General features: G+C 67.4%; 16 protein-coding genes. 6 read left to right on the top strand and 10 right to left on the bottom strand.

Going from position 1 to position 16525, the window contains the following annotated elements; translation table 11 throughout:
• The first annotated feature begins 40 nt into the window (after positions 1–40).
• Positions 41–403: a dinucleotide-utilizing enzyme gene (locus ABQ271_RS05885; protein WP_349310560.1), complete on the top strand. Its 363-nt coding sequence runs from the start codon at positions 41–43 to the stop codon at positions 401–403.
• 22 nt (positions 404–425) lie between these two features.
• On the opposite strand, the gene ABQ271_RS05880 is transcribed toward ABQ271_RS05885, so the two are convergent.
• Positions 426–1352, bottom strand: a complete 927-nt coding sequence (locus ABQ271_RS05880; RefSeq protein ID WP_349310559.1) for a heme o synthase — start codon at positions 1350–1352, stop codon at positions 426–428.
• 231 nt (positions 1353–1583) lie between these two features.
• Here ABQ271_RS05880 and tkt point away from each other — a divergent pair, with 231 nt between their 5' ends.
• Genes tkt through pgl form a run of 5 tightly spaced genes read left to right on the top strand, consistent with a single transcriptional unit; the run spans position 1584 to position 8041 of the window.
• Positions 1584–3665: a transketolase gene (tkt, locus tag ABQ271_RS05875; protein ID WP_349310558.1), complete on the top strand. Its 2082-nt coding sequence runs from the start codon at positions 1584–1586 to the stop codon at positions 3663–3665.
• Complete coding sequence (gene tal, locus ABQ271_RS05870; RefSeq protein ID WP_349310557.1) at positions 3662–4774, top strand: transaldolase; 1113 nt, start codon at positions 3662–3664, stop codon at positions 4772–4774. The genes tkt and tal overlap by 4 nt, the downstream gene beginning before the upstream one ends.
• Before the next feature lie 3 nt (positions 4775–4777).
• Positions 4778–6325, top strand: a complete 1548-nt coding sequence (gene zwf, locus ABQ271_RS05865) for a glucose-6-phosphate dehydrogenase (RefSeq protein WP_349310556.1) — start codon at positions 4778–4780, stop codon at positions 6323–6325.
• Positions 6322–7254 carry a glucose-6-phosphate dehydrogenase assembly protein OpcA gene (locus ABQ271_RS05860; protein ID WP_349310555.1) on the top strand — a complete coding sequence of 311 codons (933 nt, stop codon included), beginning with the start codon at positions 6322–6324 and terminating at the stop codon, positions 7252–7254. The genes zwf and ABQ271_RS05860 overlap by 4 nt, the downstream gene beginning before the upstream one ends.
• 7 nt (positions 7255–7261) lie before the next feature.
• A complete protein-coding gene (gene pgl, locus ABQ271_RS05855; RefSeq protein WP_349310554.1) occupies positions 7262–8041 on the top strand; it encodes a 6-phosphogluconolactonase in 780 nt (259 codons plus the stop codon).
• A gap of 35 nt (positions 8042–8076) precedes the next feature.
• On the opposite strand, the gene ABQ271_RS05850 is transcribed toward pgl, so the two are convergent.
• The 9 genes from ABQ271_RS05850 to uvrC all read right to left on the bottom strand — a co-directional run bounded on the left by ABQ271_RS05850 (position 8077) and on the right by uvrC (position 16524).
• Positions 8077–8433: an RNA polymerase-binding protein RbpA gene (locus tag ABQ271_RS05850; RefSeq protein ID WP_349310553.1), complete on the bottom strand. Its 357-nt coding sequence runs from the start codon at positions 8431–8433 to the stop codon at positions 8077–8079.
• Positions 8433–8681: a preprotein translocase subunit SecG gene (gene secG / locus ABQ271_RS05845; protein ID WP_018186506.1), complete on the bottom strand. Its 249-nt coding sequence runs from the start codon at positions 8679–8681 to the stop codon at positions 8433–8435. Before secG ends, ABQ271_RS05850 begins: the two co-directional genes overlap by 1 nt.
• A gap of 97 nt (positions 8682–8778) precedes the next feature.
• Positions 8779–9570 carry a triose-phosphate isomerase gene (tpiA, locus tag ABQ271_RS05840; protein ID WP_349310552.1) on the bottom strand — a complete coding sequence of 264 codons (792 nt, stop codon included), beginning with the start codon at positions 9568–9570 and terminating at the stop codon, positions 8779–8781.
• Complete coding sequence (locus ABQ271_RS05835; RefSeq protein WP_349310551.1) at positions 9558–10775, bottom strand: phosphoglycerate kinase; 1218 nt, start codon at positions 10773–10775, stop codon at positions 9558–9560. Before ABQ271_RS05835 ends, tpiA begins: the two co-directional genes overlap by 13 nt.
• A gap of 2 nt (positions 10776–10777) precedes the next feature.
• Positions 10778–11788 carry a type I glyceraldehyde-3-phosphate dehydrogenase gene (gap, locus tag ABQ271_RS05830; protein WP_349310550.1) on the bottom strand — a complete coding sequence of 337 codons (1011 nt, stop codon included), beginning with the start codon at positions 11786–11788 and terminating at the stop codon, positions 10778–10780.
• Positions 11789–11924: 136 nt separating this feature from the next.
• Positions 11925–12551, bottom strand: a complete 627-nt coding sequence (locus tag ABQ271_RS05825; protein ID WP_349310549.1) for a Fe-Mn family superoxide dismutase — start codon at positions 12549–12551, stop codon at positions 11925–11927.
• A 113-nt stretch (positions 12552–12664) separates the two neighbouring features.
• Positions 12665–13642 (bottom strand): DNA-binding protein WhiA, encoded by a 978-nt coding sequence (gene whiA, locus ABQ271_RS05820; RefSeq protein ID WP_349310548.1) that lies wholly within the window; start codon positions 13640–13642, stop codon positions 12665–12667.
• A gap of 56 nt (positions 13643–13698) precedes the next feature.
• A complete protein-coding gene (gene rapZ, locus ABQ271_RS05815; RefSeq protein WP_349310547.1) occupies positions 13699–14571 on the bottom strand; it encodes an RNase adapter RapZ in 873 nt (290 codons plus the stop codon).
• Between the two features lie 33 nt (positions 14572–14604).
• A complete protein-coding gene (gene uvrC / locus ABQ271_RS05810; protein WP_349310546.1) occupies positions 14605–16524 on the bottom strand; it encodes an excinuclease ABC subunit UvrC in 1920 nt (639 codons plus the stop codon).
• Position 16525: the final 1 nt, after the last annotated feature.

Raw genomic sequence — 16525 nt, 5'->3', positions numbered from 1 at the left:
GCCGTCCGAGACCGGGCGGCTCCGACCCGGAGGAGATTCGATGAACACCCGCCCCCGCCTGACCCGCAGCATCCCGTTCTGGCTGCTCGTTGCAGGCTCCCTCGCGTCCAGCGCCGCCGGCGCCGTCGTCCTGATCGACAAGCTCGGGACGATGGAGACCGCGCTCAACGCCGGCACAGCGACCGGCGTGGAGGTCTATGTCGGACAGGTCTGGGCCATCCTCGGCGCCATCCTCATCGGTGTCGGCGTGATCGGTCTGCTGTTGGCCTTCACGCTCGGCTCTCTGCGCGCTTTCGCGACCGCGCCGCGCGGCGAGGTCGCGCCCGCCGACGTCGTGGACGAGCCTGCCGACATCGAGTCGCCTGAGACGGCCGAGCCCGTCCTCGACGGCGCAGCACGCTGACCCCGTGGTCGGCCCGCTGCGCTCAGAAGGGCAGCAGCGGGTCGATCGCGATCGCGACGAACAGCAGCGTCAAGTAGGTGATCGACGCGTGGAACACGCGCATCGGCTGAACCTTCTCGCCCCGCACGGCACGGGAGTAGAGAAGGTGTGATTCGTACACGAACCAGCCACCGAAGACGAGGGCCGACACGGTGTACACGAGGCCCATGCCTGCGACCGGGATCAGCAGAAGCGAGCTCGCGATGGTGGCCCATGCGTAGAGGATGACCTGCAGACCGACCTGGGCACCGTTGCGGGTCGCGCCGAGCATCGGCACGTCGACCTCGGCGTAATCCCCCTTGTACTTCATCGACAGCGGCCAGTAGTGCGGCGGAGTCCAGAGGAAGACGAGGAGGAAGAGGATGAAGGGCGTCCACGTGAGCGAACTCGTGACGGCAGACCAGCCGATGATGACGGGGAAGCACCCGGCGATCCCGCCCCAGACGATGTTCTGTTCCGTACGGCGCTTCAGCAGGATCGTGTAGATGACGACGTAGAAGAAGATCGCGGTGGCGCTCAGGGCAGCCGCGACCCAGTTCGTGAAGACCAGGAGCCACACCGTCGAGACGACGGCGAGGGTCCACGAGAACACGAGCGCACCGCGGGGCGATACCTCGCCCGTCACCAGCGGACGGTTCTCCGTCCGCTTCATGTGAGCGTCGATGTCGCGATCGAGGTACATGTTGAAGGATGCCGCGGAGCCGGCGCTCATGGCACCGCCCACGACCGTCGCGAGAATGAGCCAGAGGTCGGGCAGACCGTTCTCCGCGAGGAACATGACGGGGATCGTCGTGACGAGGAGGAGCTCGAGCACGCGCGGCTTCGTCAGCTGAACGTACGCGCGGAGGGTTCGGCCGAACGACTGTCGAGCGGGCGCGGATTCGCGCGCGCCGGTGTCCGTGAGTGCCATCGCCCCTGCCGTGTAGATCGTCCGGCCGAGTCTACGGCATCCACCGGAGCGAGTCCCGCCCGTCCGCCCGGCCACCGCTCTCCTGCGCTTCGCTCAGAGCGCACGTCATAGAACGCCGCCCGGCCTCGGCGGGGGCCTCGGATCGATATGCTGAAAATCCCGGCGCGGGACGTCCCTCTTCTTTCGAGACCAGCGGTCGTCGGCGCTGACTCACCGACGAAAGGGTTCCTGGTGTCAGAGCTGGTTTGGGACGAGATCGATCGACGCGCGGTCGACACCGCACGTGTGCTGGCGGCCGATGCCGTCGAGAAGGTCGGCAACGGCCACCCCGGAACCGCGATGAGCCTCGCGCCGGCCGCGTATCTGCTCTACCAGCGCGTGCTGCGCCACGACCCGACCGACACCCACTGGCTGGGTCGCGACCGCTTCATCCTCTCCGCGGGTCACTCGTCGCTCACGCAGTACGTCCAGCTCTACCTCGGCGGGTTCGGCCTCGAACTCGACGACCTCAAGGCGCTTCGCACATGGGGGTCCCTCACCCCCGGTCACCCGGAGTACGGCCACACGAAGGGCGTCGAGATCACCACCGGCCCCCTCGGCCAGGGCCTCGCCTCCGCCGTCGGCTTCGCCTACGCCGCCCGTTACGAGCGCGGCCTGTTCGACCCCGACGCGGATGCCGGCACCTCCCCCTTCGATCACCACGTCTTCGTCATCGCCGGGGACGGCGACCTGCAGGAGGGCGTGACTTCCGAAGCCGGCTCCCTCGCCGGTCACCAGCAGCTCGGCAACCTGATCGCCATCTACGACTCCAACCAGATCTCGATCGAGGACGACACCAACGTCGCCTTCACCGAGGACGTCCAGGCCCGTTACGAGGCCTACGGCTGGCAGGTGCAGACCGTCGACTGGAAGAAGACCGGCGAGTACGTCGAAGACGTCGCCGCTCTCCACACCGCGATCGAGGCCGCCAAGGCGGAGACGTCGAAGCCCTCTCTCATCATCCTCAGGACGATCATCGGCTGGCCGGCTCCCGGCAAGCAGAACACCGGCAAGATCCACGGATCAGCCCTCGGAGCCGACGAACTCGCCGCGACGAAGAAGGTGCTCGGGTTCGACCCCGAGGAGCACTTCGCCGTCGCCGACGACGTGCTGGCGCACACCCGTTCGCTCGCCGAGCGTGCTGCGACCGACCGGGCCGCGTGGCAGGAGTCCTTCGACGCCTGGGCCGCTGCGAACCCGGAGCGCAAAGCCCTCCTCGACCGTCTCGAGGCCGCAACCCTGCCGGACGGCATCGAGACCGCCCTTCCCGCGTTCGAGGCGGGCAAGGATGTGTCGACCCGGGCGGCATCCGGCCTCGTCATCAACGCTCTGGCTGCCGAGCTGCCCGAGCTCTGGGGCGGATCGGCCGACCTCGCCGAGTCGAACCTGACGACGATCAAGGACGCGAAGAGCTTCATCCCGTCCGAGTGGTCGACGCACGAATGGTCTGGCGACCCGTATGGCCGCGTGCTGCACTTCGGCATCCGCGAGCACGCCATGGGCGCGATCATCAACGGCATCAAGCTGCACGGACCGACTCGGCCGTTCGGCGGGACGTTCCTGATCTTCAGCGACTACATGCGACCGGCAGTGCGCCTCGCGGCTCTCATGAACATCCCCTCGGTGTTCGTCTGGACGCACGACTCCGTCGCCCTCGGCGAGGACGGTCCGACGCACCAGCCGATCGAACAGCTCGCGACGCTGCGCCTCATCCCGAACTTCACCGTCGTGCGTCCCGCGGATGCGAACGAGACGGCCGCCGCGTGGCTCGAGATCCTCCGTCGACAGGACGGACCGACCGGTATCGCTCTGACCCGTCAGAACATCGCGGTCTTCCCGCGTGGGGAAAACGGCTACGCCACCACCGAGGGCGTCGCGAAGGGTGCCTACGTCCTCCTCGACGCGCCAGAAGGCGAGCCCGATGTCGTCCTGATCGCAACCGGCTCCGAGGTGCAGCTCGCTGTGGCAGCACGCGAGACTCTCGCGGCGGAGGGGATCGGCGCTCGCGTCGTCTCCGCTCCCAGCCTCGAGTGGTTCGCCGAGCAGGATGCCGCCTACCGCGAGTCCGTCATTCCCACCGCGCTGAAGGCGCGCGTCTCGGTAGAGGCTGGCGCCACCGGCCTCTGGAAGGCGGTCGTCGGCGACACCGGACGCACCATCGGAATCGACCACTTCGGCGCCTCCGCCGATTACAAGACCCTGTTCGAGAAGTTCGGCGTCACTGCCGAAGCGGTCGTCGAAGCGGCCCGCGCAACCGTCAAGGAGAACGCATGAGCACCCCCACCGAGGACCTGTCCGCCGCCGGCGTCAGCATCTGGCTCGATGACCTCTCACGGTCGCGGATCGACACGGGCAACCTCGCCCAGTTGATCGAGACGCGCGACGTGGTCGGCGTCACCACCAACCCGTCGATCTTCCAGGCCGCCATCGGCAACAAGGAAGACGACTCCTACGACGCGCCCCTGCAGGCCCTCGCGGGCCAGGGCGCCGACGTCGATACCGCGATCTTCGAGATCACGACGACCGACGTGCGTGACGCCGCCGACATCTTCCGCCCGGTCTTCGACCGCACGAACGGCGTCGACGGACGCGTGTCGATCGAGGTCTCCCCCGATCTCGCTCACGACACCGACGCAACCGTCGCGCAGGCGAAGGAACTGTGGGCGAAAGTCGACCGACCGAACACGCTCATCAAGATCCCCGCGACGCTGGCCGGTCTGCCCGCGATCAGCGCGGTTCTCGCGGAGGGCATCTCGGTCAACGTCACGCTGATCTTCAGCCTCGAGCGCTACGCCGCGGTCATCGACGCCTACCTCGAGGGTGTGCGACGGGCCAAGGAGAACGGTCACGACATCGCGACGATCCACTCCGTCGCGTCGTTCTTCGTGTCGCGCGTCGACACGGAGGTCGACAAGCGCCTCGAGGCGATCGGCACCGGCGAGGCCGCTGCGCTGAAGGGCAAAGCCGGCATCGCGAACGCCCGCCTCGCCTACGAGCTGTTCGAGAAGCGCTTCGCAGAGTCGTCCGCGGTCGAGCTCATCGCGGCCGGTGCGACCGTGCAGCGGCCGCTGTGGGCTTCCACCGGCGTCAAGGACCCCGCACTCCCCGACACCCTGTACGTCACCGAGCTGGTCGCCCCGGGCACCGTCAACACGATGCCCGAGAAGACGCTCGAGGCCACCTTCGATCACGCCAAGGTGACGGGCGACACCGTCACGGGCGCGTACGAGGATGCGCACGGCGTCTTCGACCAGCTCGCCGAGGCCGGAGTCGACCTGGTCGACGTCACGCAGGTGCTCGAGGATGAGGGCGTCGAGAAGTTCATCGTTTCCTGGCACGACCTGCAGAGCACGGTGCAGACGGCTCTCGACAGCGCACGCTGACCGATGGCTGCTGAGATCTCGCGGGGGAACAACCCCCTCCGCGACCCTGGCGATCGCCGCCTGAACCGCATCGCGGGACCGAGCGCGCTCGTGATCTTCGGCGTGACGGGCGACCTGTCGCGTAAGAAGCTCATGCCTGCTGTGTACGATCTCGCCAACCGCGGCCTGCTGCCCCCGGGGTTCGCTCTGGTCGGATTCGCACGGCGCGATTGGGAGGATCAGGACTTCGCCAAGGTCGTCTACGACGCCGTGCGTCAGCATGCGCGGACGCCATTCCGCGAAGAGACGTGGAACCAGCTCCTGCAGGGCATCCGGTTCGTCCAGGGCGAGTTCGACGACCCGGCATCCTTCGCCCGACTCCGTGAGACGGTCGAGAAGCTCGACACCGAGCGCGGCACCATGGGTAACCACGCGTATTACCTGTCGATCCCGCCGAAGGACTTCCCCGTCGTGGCGCGTCAGCTGCGGGATTCCGGTCTCGTCGATGAAACGGCCAAGGGTGACACCTGGCGCCGCGTCGTCATCGAGAAGCCGTTCGGCAGCGACCTGCAGACCGCGCGCGAACTGAACGAGGCCCTCGAGGTCGCGTTCCCCGCCGACGCCATCTTCCGCATCGACCACTACCTCGGCAAGGAAACGGTCCAGAACATCCTGGCGCTGCGCTTCGCGAACGAGCTGTACGAGCCGCTGTGGAACGCGAACTACGTGGACCACGTCCAGATCACGATGGCCGAGGACATCGGCGTCGGCGGTCGGGCCGGGTACTACGACGGCATCGGCGCGGCTCGCGACGTCATCCAGAACCACCTGCTGCAGCTCCTCGCCCTCACCGCGATGGAAGAGCCGATCTCCCTCGACGCGGAACACCTCCGTGCCGAGAAGGAGAAGGTACTCGCCGCCGTCACGTTGCCCGAGGACCTCGCCACCGCCACCGCCCGCGGGCAGTACGCGGGTGGCTGGCAGGGCGGCGAAGAGGTGACCGGGTTCCTCGACGAAGACGGCATGGACCCGCAGTCTCGCACCGAGACCTACGCCGCCGTCAAGCTCGAGATCGCGACGCGTCGATGGAACGGCGTGCCGTTCTACCTGCGTACCGGCAAGCGTCTCGGTCGCCGCGTCACCGAGATCGCCGTCGTGTTCAAGCACACGCCCCCGCTGCTGTTCCTGCGTTCACAGGCCCTGCAGCTGGGGCAGAACGCCCTCGTCATCCGCATCCAGCCCGACGAGGGAGTGACGCTGCGTTTCGGCTCGAAGGTGCCCGGCGCCGGCAACGAAGTCCGCGACGTGACGATGGACTTCGGCTACGGCCACGCGTTCACCGAGTCGAGCCCCGAAGCCTACGAGCGACTCATCCTCGATGTGCTCCTGGGCGACCCGCCGCTGTTCCCACGTCACGAAGAGGTGGAGCTCTCGTGGCGCATCCTCGATCCGATCGAGGAGTTCTGGGCCACGCAGGAAGAACCGCTCGAGCAGTACTCCCCCGGTTCGTGGGGTCCCCCTTCGGCCGATGAGCTCTTGGCCCGCGACGGCCGCGTCTGGAGGCGCCCATGATCGTCGATCTGCCCGACACCACGGTGTCCACGATCGCGAAGAAGCTCGTGAGCGTGCGCGAAGAGGGCGGCGCTGCCGCCCTCGGTCGCGTGCTCACGCTGGTGATCGTCTCGACCGGAGGATTCGACGAGGAAGCGATCGACGCCGCCAATGCGGCCTCTCGTGAGCACCCGATGCGGGTCATCGTGCTCGTCGTCGAGCCCGACGCTCCGACGGGCCTCGATGCCCAGATCCGCGTGGGCGGCGACGCCGGCGCGAGCGAGGTCGTCGTGCTCCGTGCCCGCGGTGCCGCGGCCGGCAACCAGGAGAGCCTCGTCAACGGCCTCCTGCTGCCCGACGCACCCGTGGTCGCCTGGTGGCCGGAAGACCCGCCTGTCGACGTGGCGGAGTCCCCCATCGGGCGGATGGCGCAACGACGGATCACGGATGCCTCGACCAAGCCGATCGCGCACGACCGTCTCGCCCAGCTCGGTTCCATCTACGCCCCCGGCGACACCGACCTCGCGTGGACGCGTCTCACGAACTGGCGCGAACAGCTCGCCGCTGTCCTGGACCAGCCCCCGTTCGAGCCCGTCACGGCGGTCACGGTCGTCGGTGCCGGCAGCTCCCCCTCGACGGGGCTGTTGGCCGCGTGGTTGCGCCTGAAGTTGGATGTCGCCGTCGAGTGGCATTACACCGACTCGAACGAGTGGGCCCACGGCATCCGTTCGGTCACACTGTCGCGTGCGTCCGGTGACATCGTCCTCGAACGCACCAGTGCGACCGACGCGACGCTCACCCAGCCCGGTCAGCCCACGCACGACATCGTGCTGCCGCGTCGCTCGCTGCGCGAGTGCCTCGCGGAGGAGCTGCGCCGCCTCGATCCTGACCTCTTGTATGGTCGAGTGATCACCGAAGGGTGGGAGCTCCTCGACCCTCCCACGAGGTAGGAGTCGTATGTCGGAGTTCCGCGCGGAGAAGCGCGTCGTCGTCAGTCCGGATGCCCGGGCACTGGCCGAAGGTGTCGCGAAGCGCTTCTTCCAACGGATCTCGTCACGCGCGACCGACGGGAAGACGACGCATGTCCTTCTCACCGGTGGCACGTCGGGAACAGCGGTCCTGCAGGCCGCCGGCGAGAGCGACGCACGTCACGACGTCGACTGGTCGAAGGTTCATTTCTGGTGGGGCGACGAGCGATTCGTTCCCTCGAACGATCCGGCCCGCAACGAGAACGCCGCAAGGAAGGCGTTCCTGTCGCGCATCGATGTCCCGGAGGCGAACATCCACCCGATCGCCGCTGCCGACAGCGGTCGCACGCACGACGAAGCAGCCGCCGATTACGCCGACGAGCTCGCGACGTTCGGAACCGAGGAGCAGGCCTGGCCACGATTCACGGTGACGTTCCTCGGCGTCGGATCGGACGGCCACATCGCGTCACTCTTCCCCGATCGGAGCGAGATCGCGGACACCGACCATGCCGTCCTCGCCGTGCGCGAGTCGCCGGTCCCGCCATCCGAGCGCATCACCCTGACCCGCCCGGTGATCAACTCGTCCCGCCGAGTGTGGCTCGTCCTTCCGGGTACCGACAAGGCGTCCGCCCTGGGGCTCGCTCTCGCCGGCGCCAGCTACCACTCCGTGCCCGCCGCGGGAGCGAAGGGTCGCAAGCAAACGGTCTTCTTCGTCGATGAGGCCGCTGCGCAGGGAGTTCCGGAAGAACTGATAGACCCCGAGTTCTAAGAGAACCCGGGGTCTGTCGAAAGAGCGGATGCCGCTCAGCTCTGGCCGCGCCGATCGCGGAGCTGCTGGAGAGCGTCACCGAGGATCGATTCGGCTTCCTCGTCCGTGCGCCGTTCCTTCACGTAAGCCAAGTGGGTCTTGTAGGGCTCGTTCTTCGCGAGCGCGGGCGGGTTCGCCTTGTCGCGACCTGCGGGGAGCCCGGAGTGAGGCGAATCGATCGTCTCGGGGATCTCCTCCTCCGAGATGCCGGCAGCGAAGTACCGGACCGTCTCATTGCCGTGCGCATCCCAGTAGGACACCGCTACGCGGTCAGCGTGGTGGCCGTGATCCTGCTCCCCCATCGGCCCCGCGCCCACGCGGGTGCCACGAATGGCGTTTCCCCCCGTGGCCATCAGATGCTCTGGAACTTCGTGATGAGGCCGAGGGCCACGATCGAGACGAACCAGACGAGGGCGAGCACGACGGTGAAGCGGTTGAGGTTGCGCTCAGCGAGGCCCGAGGAGCCCATGGCCGAACTCATGCCGCCGCCGAACATGTCGGAGAGGCCGCCGCCGCGTCCCTTGTGCAAGAGGATGAGGAGCGTGAGCAGGAGGCTGGTGAGTCCCAGCAGGACCTGCAGCACAAGCTGGAGGATGTCCACAGTCGTTGAAAGCCTTTCGGGTCGCCGAGGTGCTCGGCGCTCGCACGAGTATACCGGCTGAGCGGTGCGACGCCGGGTGGCGCCGCACCGCTCGAGATCACACGCCGACGTGCTTCTGGTAGCGGATGATGGCAGCGAACTCGTCGGCGAGGAGGCTCGCTCCGCCGACAAGGGCACCATCGACGTCGGGCTCGCGCATGAAGCTGGCGATGTTGCCCGACTTCACCGATCCGCCGTACAGGATGCGGGTGCGCTCGGCCGCGGCATCCCCCAGCGACTCGGAGATCACGGTGCGAAGTGCCGCACAGACCTCCTGCGCCTGCTCGGGCGATGCGACCTGTCCGGTGCCGATGGCCCAGACGGGCTCGTACGCGACCACCACGTCAGCGTCCGCGGGGACGCCGACGAGAGCAGCGCGCAGCTGTGCGACGGACACGGCCGTCGGGCCGGACTCCTCTCGCTGCTCGAGCGTTTCACCGACGCAGATGACCGGAACGAGGCCGTGTCGAAGCGCGGCCTGGACCTTCGCGGCCACGACGTCGTCGGACTCGGCGTGGTACTCACGGCGCTCGGAGTGACCGATGATGACGTACTGGGCGTCGAGCTTCTTCAGGAATGCTCCCGAGACCTCGCCGGTGTAGGCACCGGAGTCCTTCGTCGACAGGTCCTGCGCGCCGAGGGCGAACGGGATCTTGTCGGCGTCGATGAGGGTCTGCACCGTCCGGATGTCGGTGAACGGAGGGAACACCGCAACCTCGACCGAAGCGGTCTCGTGTGCGGCATCCTTCAGCGTCCAGTGCAACTTCTGGACGAACGCGACCGCCTGGAGGTGGTCGAGGTTCATCTTCCAGTTTCCGGCGATGAGCGGCTTGCGGGTCACGCTTCCCATCCGAGGATCTCCAATCCGGGCAGCTTCTTACCCTCGAGGAACTCGAGGCTGGCTCCACCACCGGTGGAGATGTGGCCGAACTGGTCATCGCGGAAGCCCAGCTGACGAACGGCCGCGGCGGAGTCGCCGCCGCCCACGACCGACAGGCCGTCGACCTCGGTCAGCGACTGCGCGACCGTCTTCGTGCCCGCCGCGAAGGCCGGCATCTCGAAGACGCCCATCGGGCCATTCCAGAAGACCGTCTTCGCACTGCGGATCGCGTCAGCGAATAGTTCGGCCGTCTTCGGTCCGATATCGAGACCCATTCCGTCGGCACCGAAATCGGTGTCCTCGAGGGCATCGGCTGACGCAACGACGTGGTCGGCGTCGGCAGCGAAACCGGCAGCCATGACGGCGTCCACGGGCAGGATCAGCTCGACACCACGCTCGCGCGCGGTCTCCATGTACCGGCGGACCGTGTCGAGCTGGTCGACTTCGAGAAGGCTCTTGCCCACCTTGTGGCCCTGGGCCGCAAGGAAGGTGAAGAGCATCCCCCCGCCGACGAGGATCTTGTCCACGCGCGGCAGCAGGTGCTCGATGACGCCGAGCTTGTCGCTGACCTTCGAGCCGCCCAGGACGACGGCGTAAGGGCGCTCCGGACGCTCGGTCAGGCGGTCGAGGACGTCGACCTCCTTCTCGATGAGAAGACCCGCTGCGGACGGCAGCAATTCGGCGAGGTCGTAAACCGACGCCTGCTTGCGGTGCACGACGCCGAAACCGTCGGAGACGAGGACGTCGCCGAGGGCGGCGAGCTCTTCCGCGAAGCCACGACGAGTCGCGTCATCCTTCGCGGTCTCGCCGGCGTTGAAGCGGAGGTTCTCGAGGACGGCGACCTGCCCGTCGGCAAGGCCGGCGACGGTGTCCCGCGCCGAGTCACCGACGGTGTCGCTCGCGAACGCAACGGACTGGTCCAGGAGCTCGGCGAGACGCGTCGCCACAGGTGCGAGGCTGTACTTCGCGTCGGGCGCTCCGTCGGGACGGCCGAGGTGGGAGACAGCGACAACGCGCGCCCCCTGCTCGACCAACGCGCGGAGCGTGGGGATCGCCGCACGCACACGGCCATCGTCCGTGATGACGCCGTCCTTCAGGGGGACGTTGAAGTCAACACGGACGATGACGCGCTTGCCTGCGAGCGAACCCAGCGAATCGAGGGTGCGCAGAGCCATCGTCAGAGCTTGCTGGCGACGAGCTCGGTGAGGTCGACGAGGCGGTTCGAGTAGCCCCACTCGTTGTCGTACCAGGACGAGATCTTGACGAGGTTGCCCGACACGTTGGTGAGACCTGCATCGAAGACCGACGAGTGCGGGTCGAGCTGGATGTCGCTCGACACGATGGCGTCGGAGTTGTACTTCAGGAAGCCGACGAGTTCGCCCTCGGAGGCCGCCTTCTCGAACGCGGCGTTGACGGCCTCGACGGTCAGGCCCTCGGTCGGGGTGACGACGGTGAGGTCGACGATCGAGCCGGTGGGCACGGGCACGCGGTACGACGAGCCGCTGAGCTTGCCGTTGAGCTCGGGCAGCACGTGACCGATCGCCTTGGCGGCACCGGTGGCGGCCGGGACGATGTTGATCGCCGCGGCGCGCGCACGGTGCAGGTCGCTGTGCGGGCCGTCCTGGAGGTTCTGGTCGGCGGTGTAGGCGTGAGCCGTCATCATGAAGCCGCGCTCGATGCCGAAGTTGTCGTTGAAGACCTTGGCGATCGGGGCGAGGCAGTTCGTGGTGCAGGACGCGTTGGAGATGACGTGCATCGTCGCGGAGTCGTACGTGCCGTCGTTGACGCCCATGACGAACGTGCCGTCGACGTCGGTGCCGGGCGCCGAGATGATGACCTTCTTCGCACCGCCGGCGATGTGCTTCTTGGCGTCAGCAGCCTTGGTGAACCGACCGGTCGACTCGATGACGATGTCGACGCCCAGGTCGCCCCAGGGAAGGTTGGCGGGGTCGCGCTCTTCGAAGACCTTGATGGTCTTGCCGTTGACGGTGATCGAGTCCTCCGTGTACGAGACGTCGGCGTCGAGTCGTCCACCGACCGAGTCGTACTTGAGGAGGTGCGCGAGGCTCTTGTTGTCGGTGAGGTCGTTCACCGCCACGATCTCCAGGTCAGCTCCCTGCGCGAGTGCCGCGCGGAGGAAGTTGCGTCCGATACGGCCGAAGCCGTTGATGCCGATCTTGACAGACACGTTGTCTCCCGTTTCTCTTCGCGCACGCCCCAGGAAGGGGTCGATTCGCGATGTGCTGGAAAAGAGAGAGGATGCCGGGGCTCAGCCCCCGTTGCCGGGAGGAGCCCGGCATCCTCACCTGTGAACGACCCTACTACTAGAGCAGGCCGGCCGTCTTCTCGCGAGCGGCGTCGAGACGCTTCGCGACGTTCTGCCAGTTGGCGATGTTCCACGCCGCCTTGACGTAGTCCGCCTTGACGTTGAGGTAGTCGAGGTAGAAGGCGTGCTCCCACATGTCGAGCTGGAAGATCGGAACGGTGCCCTGAGCCGTGTTCGACTGCTGGTCGAACAGCTGCTGGATGATGAGCTGCTCGCCGATCGGGTCCCAGCTGAGGACGGCCCAGCCGGAGCCCTGGATGCCGGTGGCGGCGGCGGTGAAGTGAGCCTGGAACTTGTCGAAGCCGCCGAAGAACTCGTCGATCGCAGCGCGGAGCTCACCCTCGGGCTCGCCACCGCCACCCTGCGACGCCGGAGCCAGGTTGGTCCAGAAGATCGAGTGGTTGACGTGTCCGCCGAGGTTGAACGCGAGGTCCTTCTCCAGCTTGTTGACGTTCGCCAGGTTGCCGGTTTCACGCGCTTCGGCAAGCTGCTCGAGGGCGGTGTTCGCTCCCGTGACGTACGCCTGGTGGTGCTTCGAGTGGTGAAGCTCCATGATCTTGCCGCTGATGCTCGGCTCGAGCGCGGAGTAGTCGTACGGGAGCTCAGGCAGGGTGTACTTCGCCATGTCCTCTTCCTTCTGTCGGTGCCGCGCACACGGCGCAGCCGGTCGGATTCATCCTATTGAGGGCCAACCCACCGGGCACCCGGTTGCTTCCCGGGAGGAGGAGATGTATCCCGTCAGTCTTCGAGGCCGGCGGGGACGGCGGACTCCGTGTCAGGGATCCCGTCCTGGGCGGCCTTCTTGTCGGCCATGGCGAGAAGACGACGGATGCGGCCCGCCACGGCATCCTTCGTCAGGGGCGGGTCTGCGTGGTGACCGAGCTCGTCGAGACTCGCGTCGCGATGTGCGAGGCGGAGGTCGCCCGCCTGCTTGAGGTGGTCGGGGACGGTGTCGCCGAGGATCTCGAGCGCGCGCTCGACCCGCGCACATGCGGCGACGGCGGCCTGCGCGGAGCGTCGGAGGTTGGCATCGTCGAAGTTGACGAGACGATTCACTCCGGCGCGCACCTCGCGGCGTTGGCGCATCTCTTCCCAGGCGGCGGCGGTCTTCTGAGCGCCCATCATGAGAAGCGTCGCGCGAATCGCTTCGCCGTCGCGGACGACGACGCGGGGAACGCCGCGCACCTCGCGGGCCTTGGCCGCGATTCCGAGCCGATGTGCGGCCCCCACCAGCGCCATCGCGGCCTCTCCGGAGGGGCAGGCGACCTCGAGGGCCGCGGATCGGCCAGGGTCCGACAGCGTTCCGGCAGCGAGGAACGCTCCCCGCCACACGGCCGCGAGGTCGGGGCGCGCGCCCGTGGTCAGCTTGTTCGGCAAACCGCGCACAGGGCGGCGGCGGTTGTCCAGCAGACCGGTCTGTCGAGCGAGCGTCTCGCCGCCTTCGATGACACGAACGGCGACGAGGTTGGCGGTGCGGCCACCGGAGGATTGCACGTGGGCGAGCTCCGGGCGGACCCCGTAGATCTCGACGAGGTCGCGAGCCACCCGGCGGGCCAGGACGTCGGTTTCCACCTCCGCCTCGACGGCCACGCGGCCGGCGATGGAGTGCAGTCCGCCCGAGAACCGGAGGATCGTGGTCAGCTCTGCGACGCGAGCCGTGGGGCGGGGATCACGGACCGAAGTGAGTTCCGTCTTCACGTCAGCAGTCAGCGGCACGGCGATCCTTCAGTGGGGGCGATCGGGGACAAAGGATCAGCTTACTCGCGCACCGGTCACTCGCGACCCAGGTCACGGTGCGTGACCCGCACCGCGACGCCCGCTTCCTCGGCCAGTCGCTCCGCGAGTTCGAGGGACGTGACGACCGAGCGATGCTTGCCGCCGGTGCATCCGACGGCCACGACGGAATGACGTTTGTTCTCGCGCTGGTACCCCTGCATGACGGGGTGAAGAGCAGCGGCGTAGGCATCGATGAACTCGCGCGCGCCCTCCTGCCCGAGAACGAAATCCCGCACCGCCCCGTCTTCGCCGGTGAGGGCGCGCAACGACGGCTCCCAGTAGGGGTTCGGGAGGAATCGCATGTCGGCGACGAGATCGACGTCGGGAGGCAGACCGTACTTGAATCCGAAGCTCATGACCGTGACCGTGTGCCGAGCGTCGCCGTCGTCGCTGAACAGATCGACGATGCGGTTCGCCAGCTGATGGATGTTCAGTCCGCTCGTGTCGACGATGACGTCGGCCGCTTCACGGATCGCGGCCACTCGTTCGCGTTCGCGCCGGATGCCGTCGAGGATGGTGCCCTCCCCCTGCAGGGGATGCGGGCGCCGCACCGCCTCGAATCTCCGGACGAGGACCTCGTCGGCAGCATCAAGGAAGAGCACCCGCAACTGGCGGCCATCACGGAGCGACCGAGTCACGGAGGGAAGCTCCCCGAACAGCTGTCGCCCGCGGACATCGACGACCGCTGCGACTTTCGGCAGCGCGTCGGCCGCGAGGGCGGTGAGGTCCAGGAGATGCGAGAGCATCTGCGGGGGGAGGTTGTCGACGACGTACCAATCGAGATCCTCGAGGGCGTTCGCCGCGGTCGTCCGGCCGGCTCCGGACATGCCGGTCACGATCAGGACCTCGCCCGCCGTCTGGCCGTCCATCCGTACCCCGTCCTTCACGCGTGTACGACCAGACTAGCCACCGGACGGCGCCGCGACCGAACCGGTCGCCAGGCGGGAATGGATGCTGGACGCCAGCCGCGGACCGATGCCGGGGAGTTCCTGGATCTCCTCCGGGGAGGCCTGCTTCAACTTGCTCACCGATCCGAAATGCCGGAGGAGCGCCTTGATGCGCGCCTCCCCCAGACCAGGGATGTCCGCGAGGACCGTCGTGATGTCCCGGCCGCGCTTCTTGCGCTGATGCGTGATGGCGAACCGGTGAGCTTCATCCCGGAGTCGTTGCAGGAGGTACAGCGCCTCGGACGACCGTGGCAGGATCACCGGGAAGTCATCGTCCGGCAGCCACACTTCTTCCAGCCGCTTCGCGATCCCGCACAGCGCGATCTCCGCGTGCCCGGCATCGCGGAGCGCGCGCGCCGCGGCCTGGACCTGCGGCTGCCCGCCGTCGACGAGCAGCAGCTGAGGTCGGTACGCGAAGCGCGGGCGTTTACGCGTGGCATCCACTTCGCCGTCGGCCATCGGATCGATGGCCTCCTGCTCCGCCTCATCCCGGTCGATGTGCGCCAGCCGCCGCATGAGCACCTGGTACATCGAGTCGGTGTCGTCGGTGGTCTCGCTGACGGAGAACGACCGGTACTGGTCCTTCCGCGGCAGACCGTCCTCGAACACGACCATCGAGGCGACGACGCCCGTTCCGCCGAGATGCGAGACGTCGAAGCACTCGATCCGGAGGGGGGCCTCGGTCATGCCGAGCGCTTCTTGCAGGTCGGTCAGGGCCTTGGTGCGCGACGTGTAGTCGCTCGTCCGGCGGGTTTTGTGCAGCATGAGAGCCTGTTGCGCATTGATCGTCGCCGTCCTCATGAGGTCGGCCTTCTGCCCGCGTTGCGCGATCTGGACCGACACCTTCTTGCCGCGACGGGACTGCAGCCACTCCTCCAGCTCCGCCGAGTCGTCCGGCATCGTCGGGACGAGCACCTGACGCGGGATGTCCTCCGCGCCGGCAGCTCCGTACGCCCGCTGGAGGATCTGGTCGACGAGGTCGGGGCCCGAGATGTCGAGTTCCTTGTCGATCGTCGTTGCCCGCACACCACGGACACGCCCCCCGCGAACGATGAAGTGCTGCACCGCAGCGGACAGCTCATCCTCCGCCACGCCGAACAGGTCGGCATCCGTGTCCTCGGTCAACACCAGCGCGCTGCGGTTGAGGACGGCGTCGAGAGCCTGCAGCTTGTCTCGATACGACGCGGCCGCCTCGTAGTCCATGGCGGCGGCGGCCTCCCGCATCCGGGCCTCCATCCGCTTCGTGTACTGCTTGTCGCTTCCCGACATGAAGGCGATGAAGTCGCCGACGATCGCACGGTGCTCGTCGATCGTGACCTTCATCGAGCACGGGCCACCGCACCGTCCGATCTGACCGGGAAAGCAGGGTCGTCCCGACGCCATGGCCTTCTTGTACGAGGAATCGCTGCAGGTGCGGATCGGGAACACCTTGATGAGCTGATCGATCGTGTCGTGAACCGCCCAGACCTTGGGATACGGCCCGAAGTACTTCGCCCCACGGATCCGCCGGTTGCGCGTCACGATGACGCGAGGAGCCTCGTCGGCCAACGTCACGGCCATGTACGGGTAGGACTTGTCGTCTTTGTACCGGACGTTGAACGGCGGTGAGTACTCCTGGATCCACGTGTACTCGAGCTGCAGCGAGTCGATGTCGGTCGCCACGACCGTCCACTCCACCTTCGCGGCCGTGGTGACCATCCGACGCGTGCGCTCATGCAGTGTATGAAGCGGAGCGAAGTAGTTCGACAGTCGAGCCCGGAGGTTCTTCGCTTTGCCGACGTAGAGGATGCGACCGTCGCTGTCCAGGAAGCGATACACCCCCGGGTCCGTGGGGATCTCCCCCGGCTTCGGCTTGTAGGGAAGAGCGGATGCCACG

Source organism: Microbacterium sp. MM2322, assembly GCF_964186585.1.
Taxonomy (GTDB): Bacteria; Actinomycetota; Actinomycetes; order Actinomycetales; family Microbacteriaceae; genus Microbacterium.
The sequence above is the reverse complement of the archived record's forward strand: the minus strand, read 5'-3'. Positions and strand labels throughout refer to the sequence as shown.

Excerpts from the sequence above, each read along its gene's own strand:
- ABQ271_RS05885 (WP_349310560.1), top strand. The coding sequence starts at position 41 with ATGAACACCCGCCCCCGCCTGACCCGCAGCATCCCGTTCTGGCTGCTC.
- ABQ271_RS05880 (WP_349310559.1), bottom strand. The coding sequence starts at position 1,352 with ATGGCACTCACGGACACCGGCGCGCGCGAATCCGCGCCCGCTCGACAG.
- tal (WP_349310557.1), top strand. The coding sequence starts at position 3,662 with ATGAGCACCCCCACCGAGGACCTGTCCGCCGCCGGCGTCAGCATCTGG.
- zwf (WP_349310556.1), top strand. The coding sequence starts at position 4,778 with ATGGCTGCTGAGATCTCGCGGGGGAACAACCCCCTCCGCGACCCTGGC.
- ABQ271_RS05860 (WP_349310555.1), top strand. The coding sequence starts at position 6,322 with ATGATCGTCGATCTGCCCGACACCACGGTGTCCACGATCGCGAAGAAG.
- pgl (WP_349310554.1), top strand. The coding sequence starts at position 7,262 with ATGTCGGAGTTCCGCGCGGAGAAGCGCGTCGTCGTCAGTCCGGATGCC.
- ABQ271_RS05850 (WP_349310553.1), bottom strand. The coding sequence starts at position 8,433 with ATGGCCACGGGGGGAAACGCCATTCGTGGCACCCGCGTGGGCGCGGGG.
- tpiA (WP_349310552.1), bottom strand. The coding sequence starts at position 9,570 with ATGGGAAGCGTGACCCGCAAGCCGCTCATCGCCGGAAACTGGAAGATG.
- ABQ271_RS05835 (WP_349310551.1), bottom strand. The coding sequence starts at position 10,775 with ATGGCTCTGCGCACCCTCGATTCGCTGGGTTCGCTCGCAGGCAAGCGC.
- ABQ271_RS05825 (WP_349310549.1), bottom strand. The coding sequence starts at position 12,551 with ATGGCGAAGTACACCCTGCCTGAGCTCCCGTACGACTACTCCGCGCTC.
- rapZ (WP_349310547.1), bottom strand. The coding sequence starts at position 14,571 with ATGGACGGCCAGACGGCGGGCGAGGTCCTGATCGTGACCGGCATGTCC.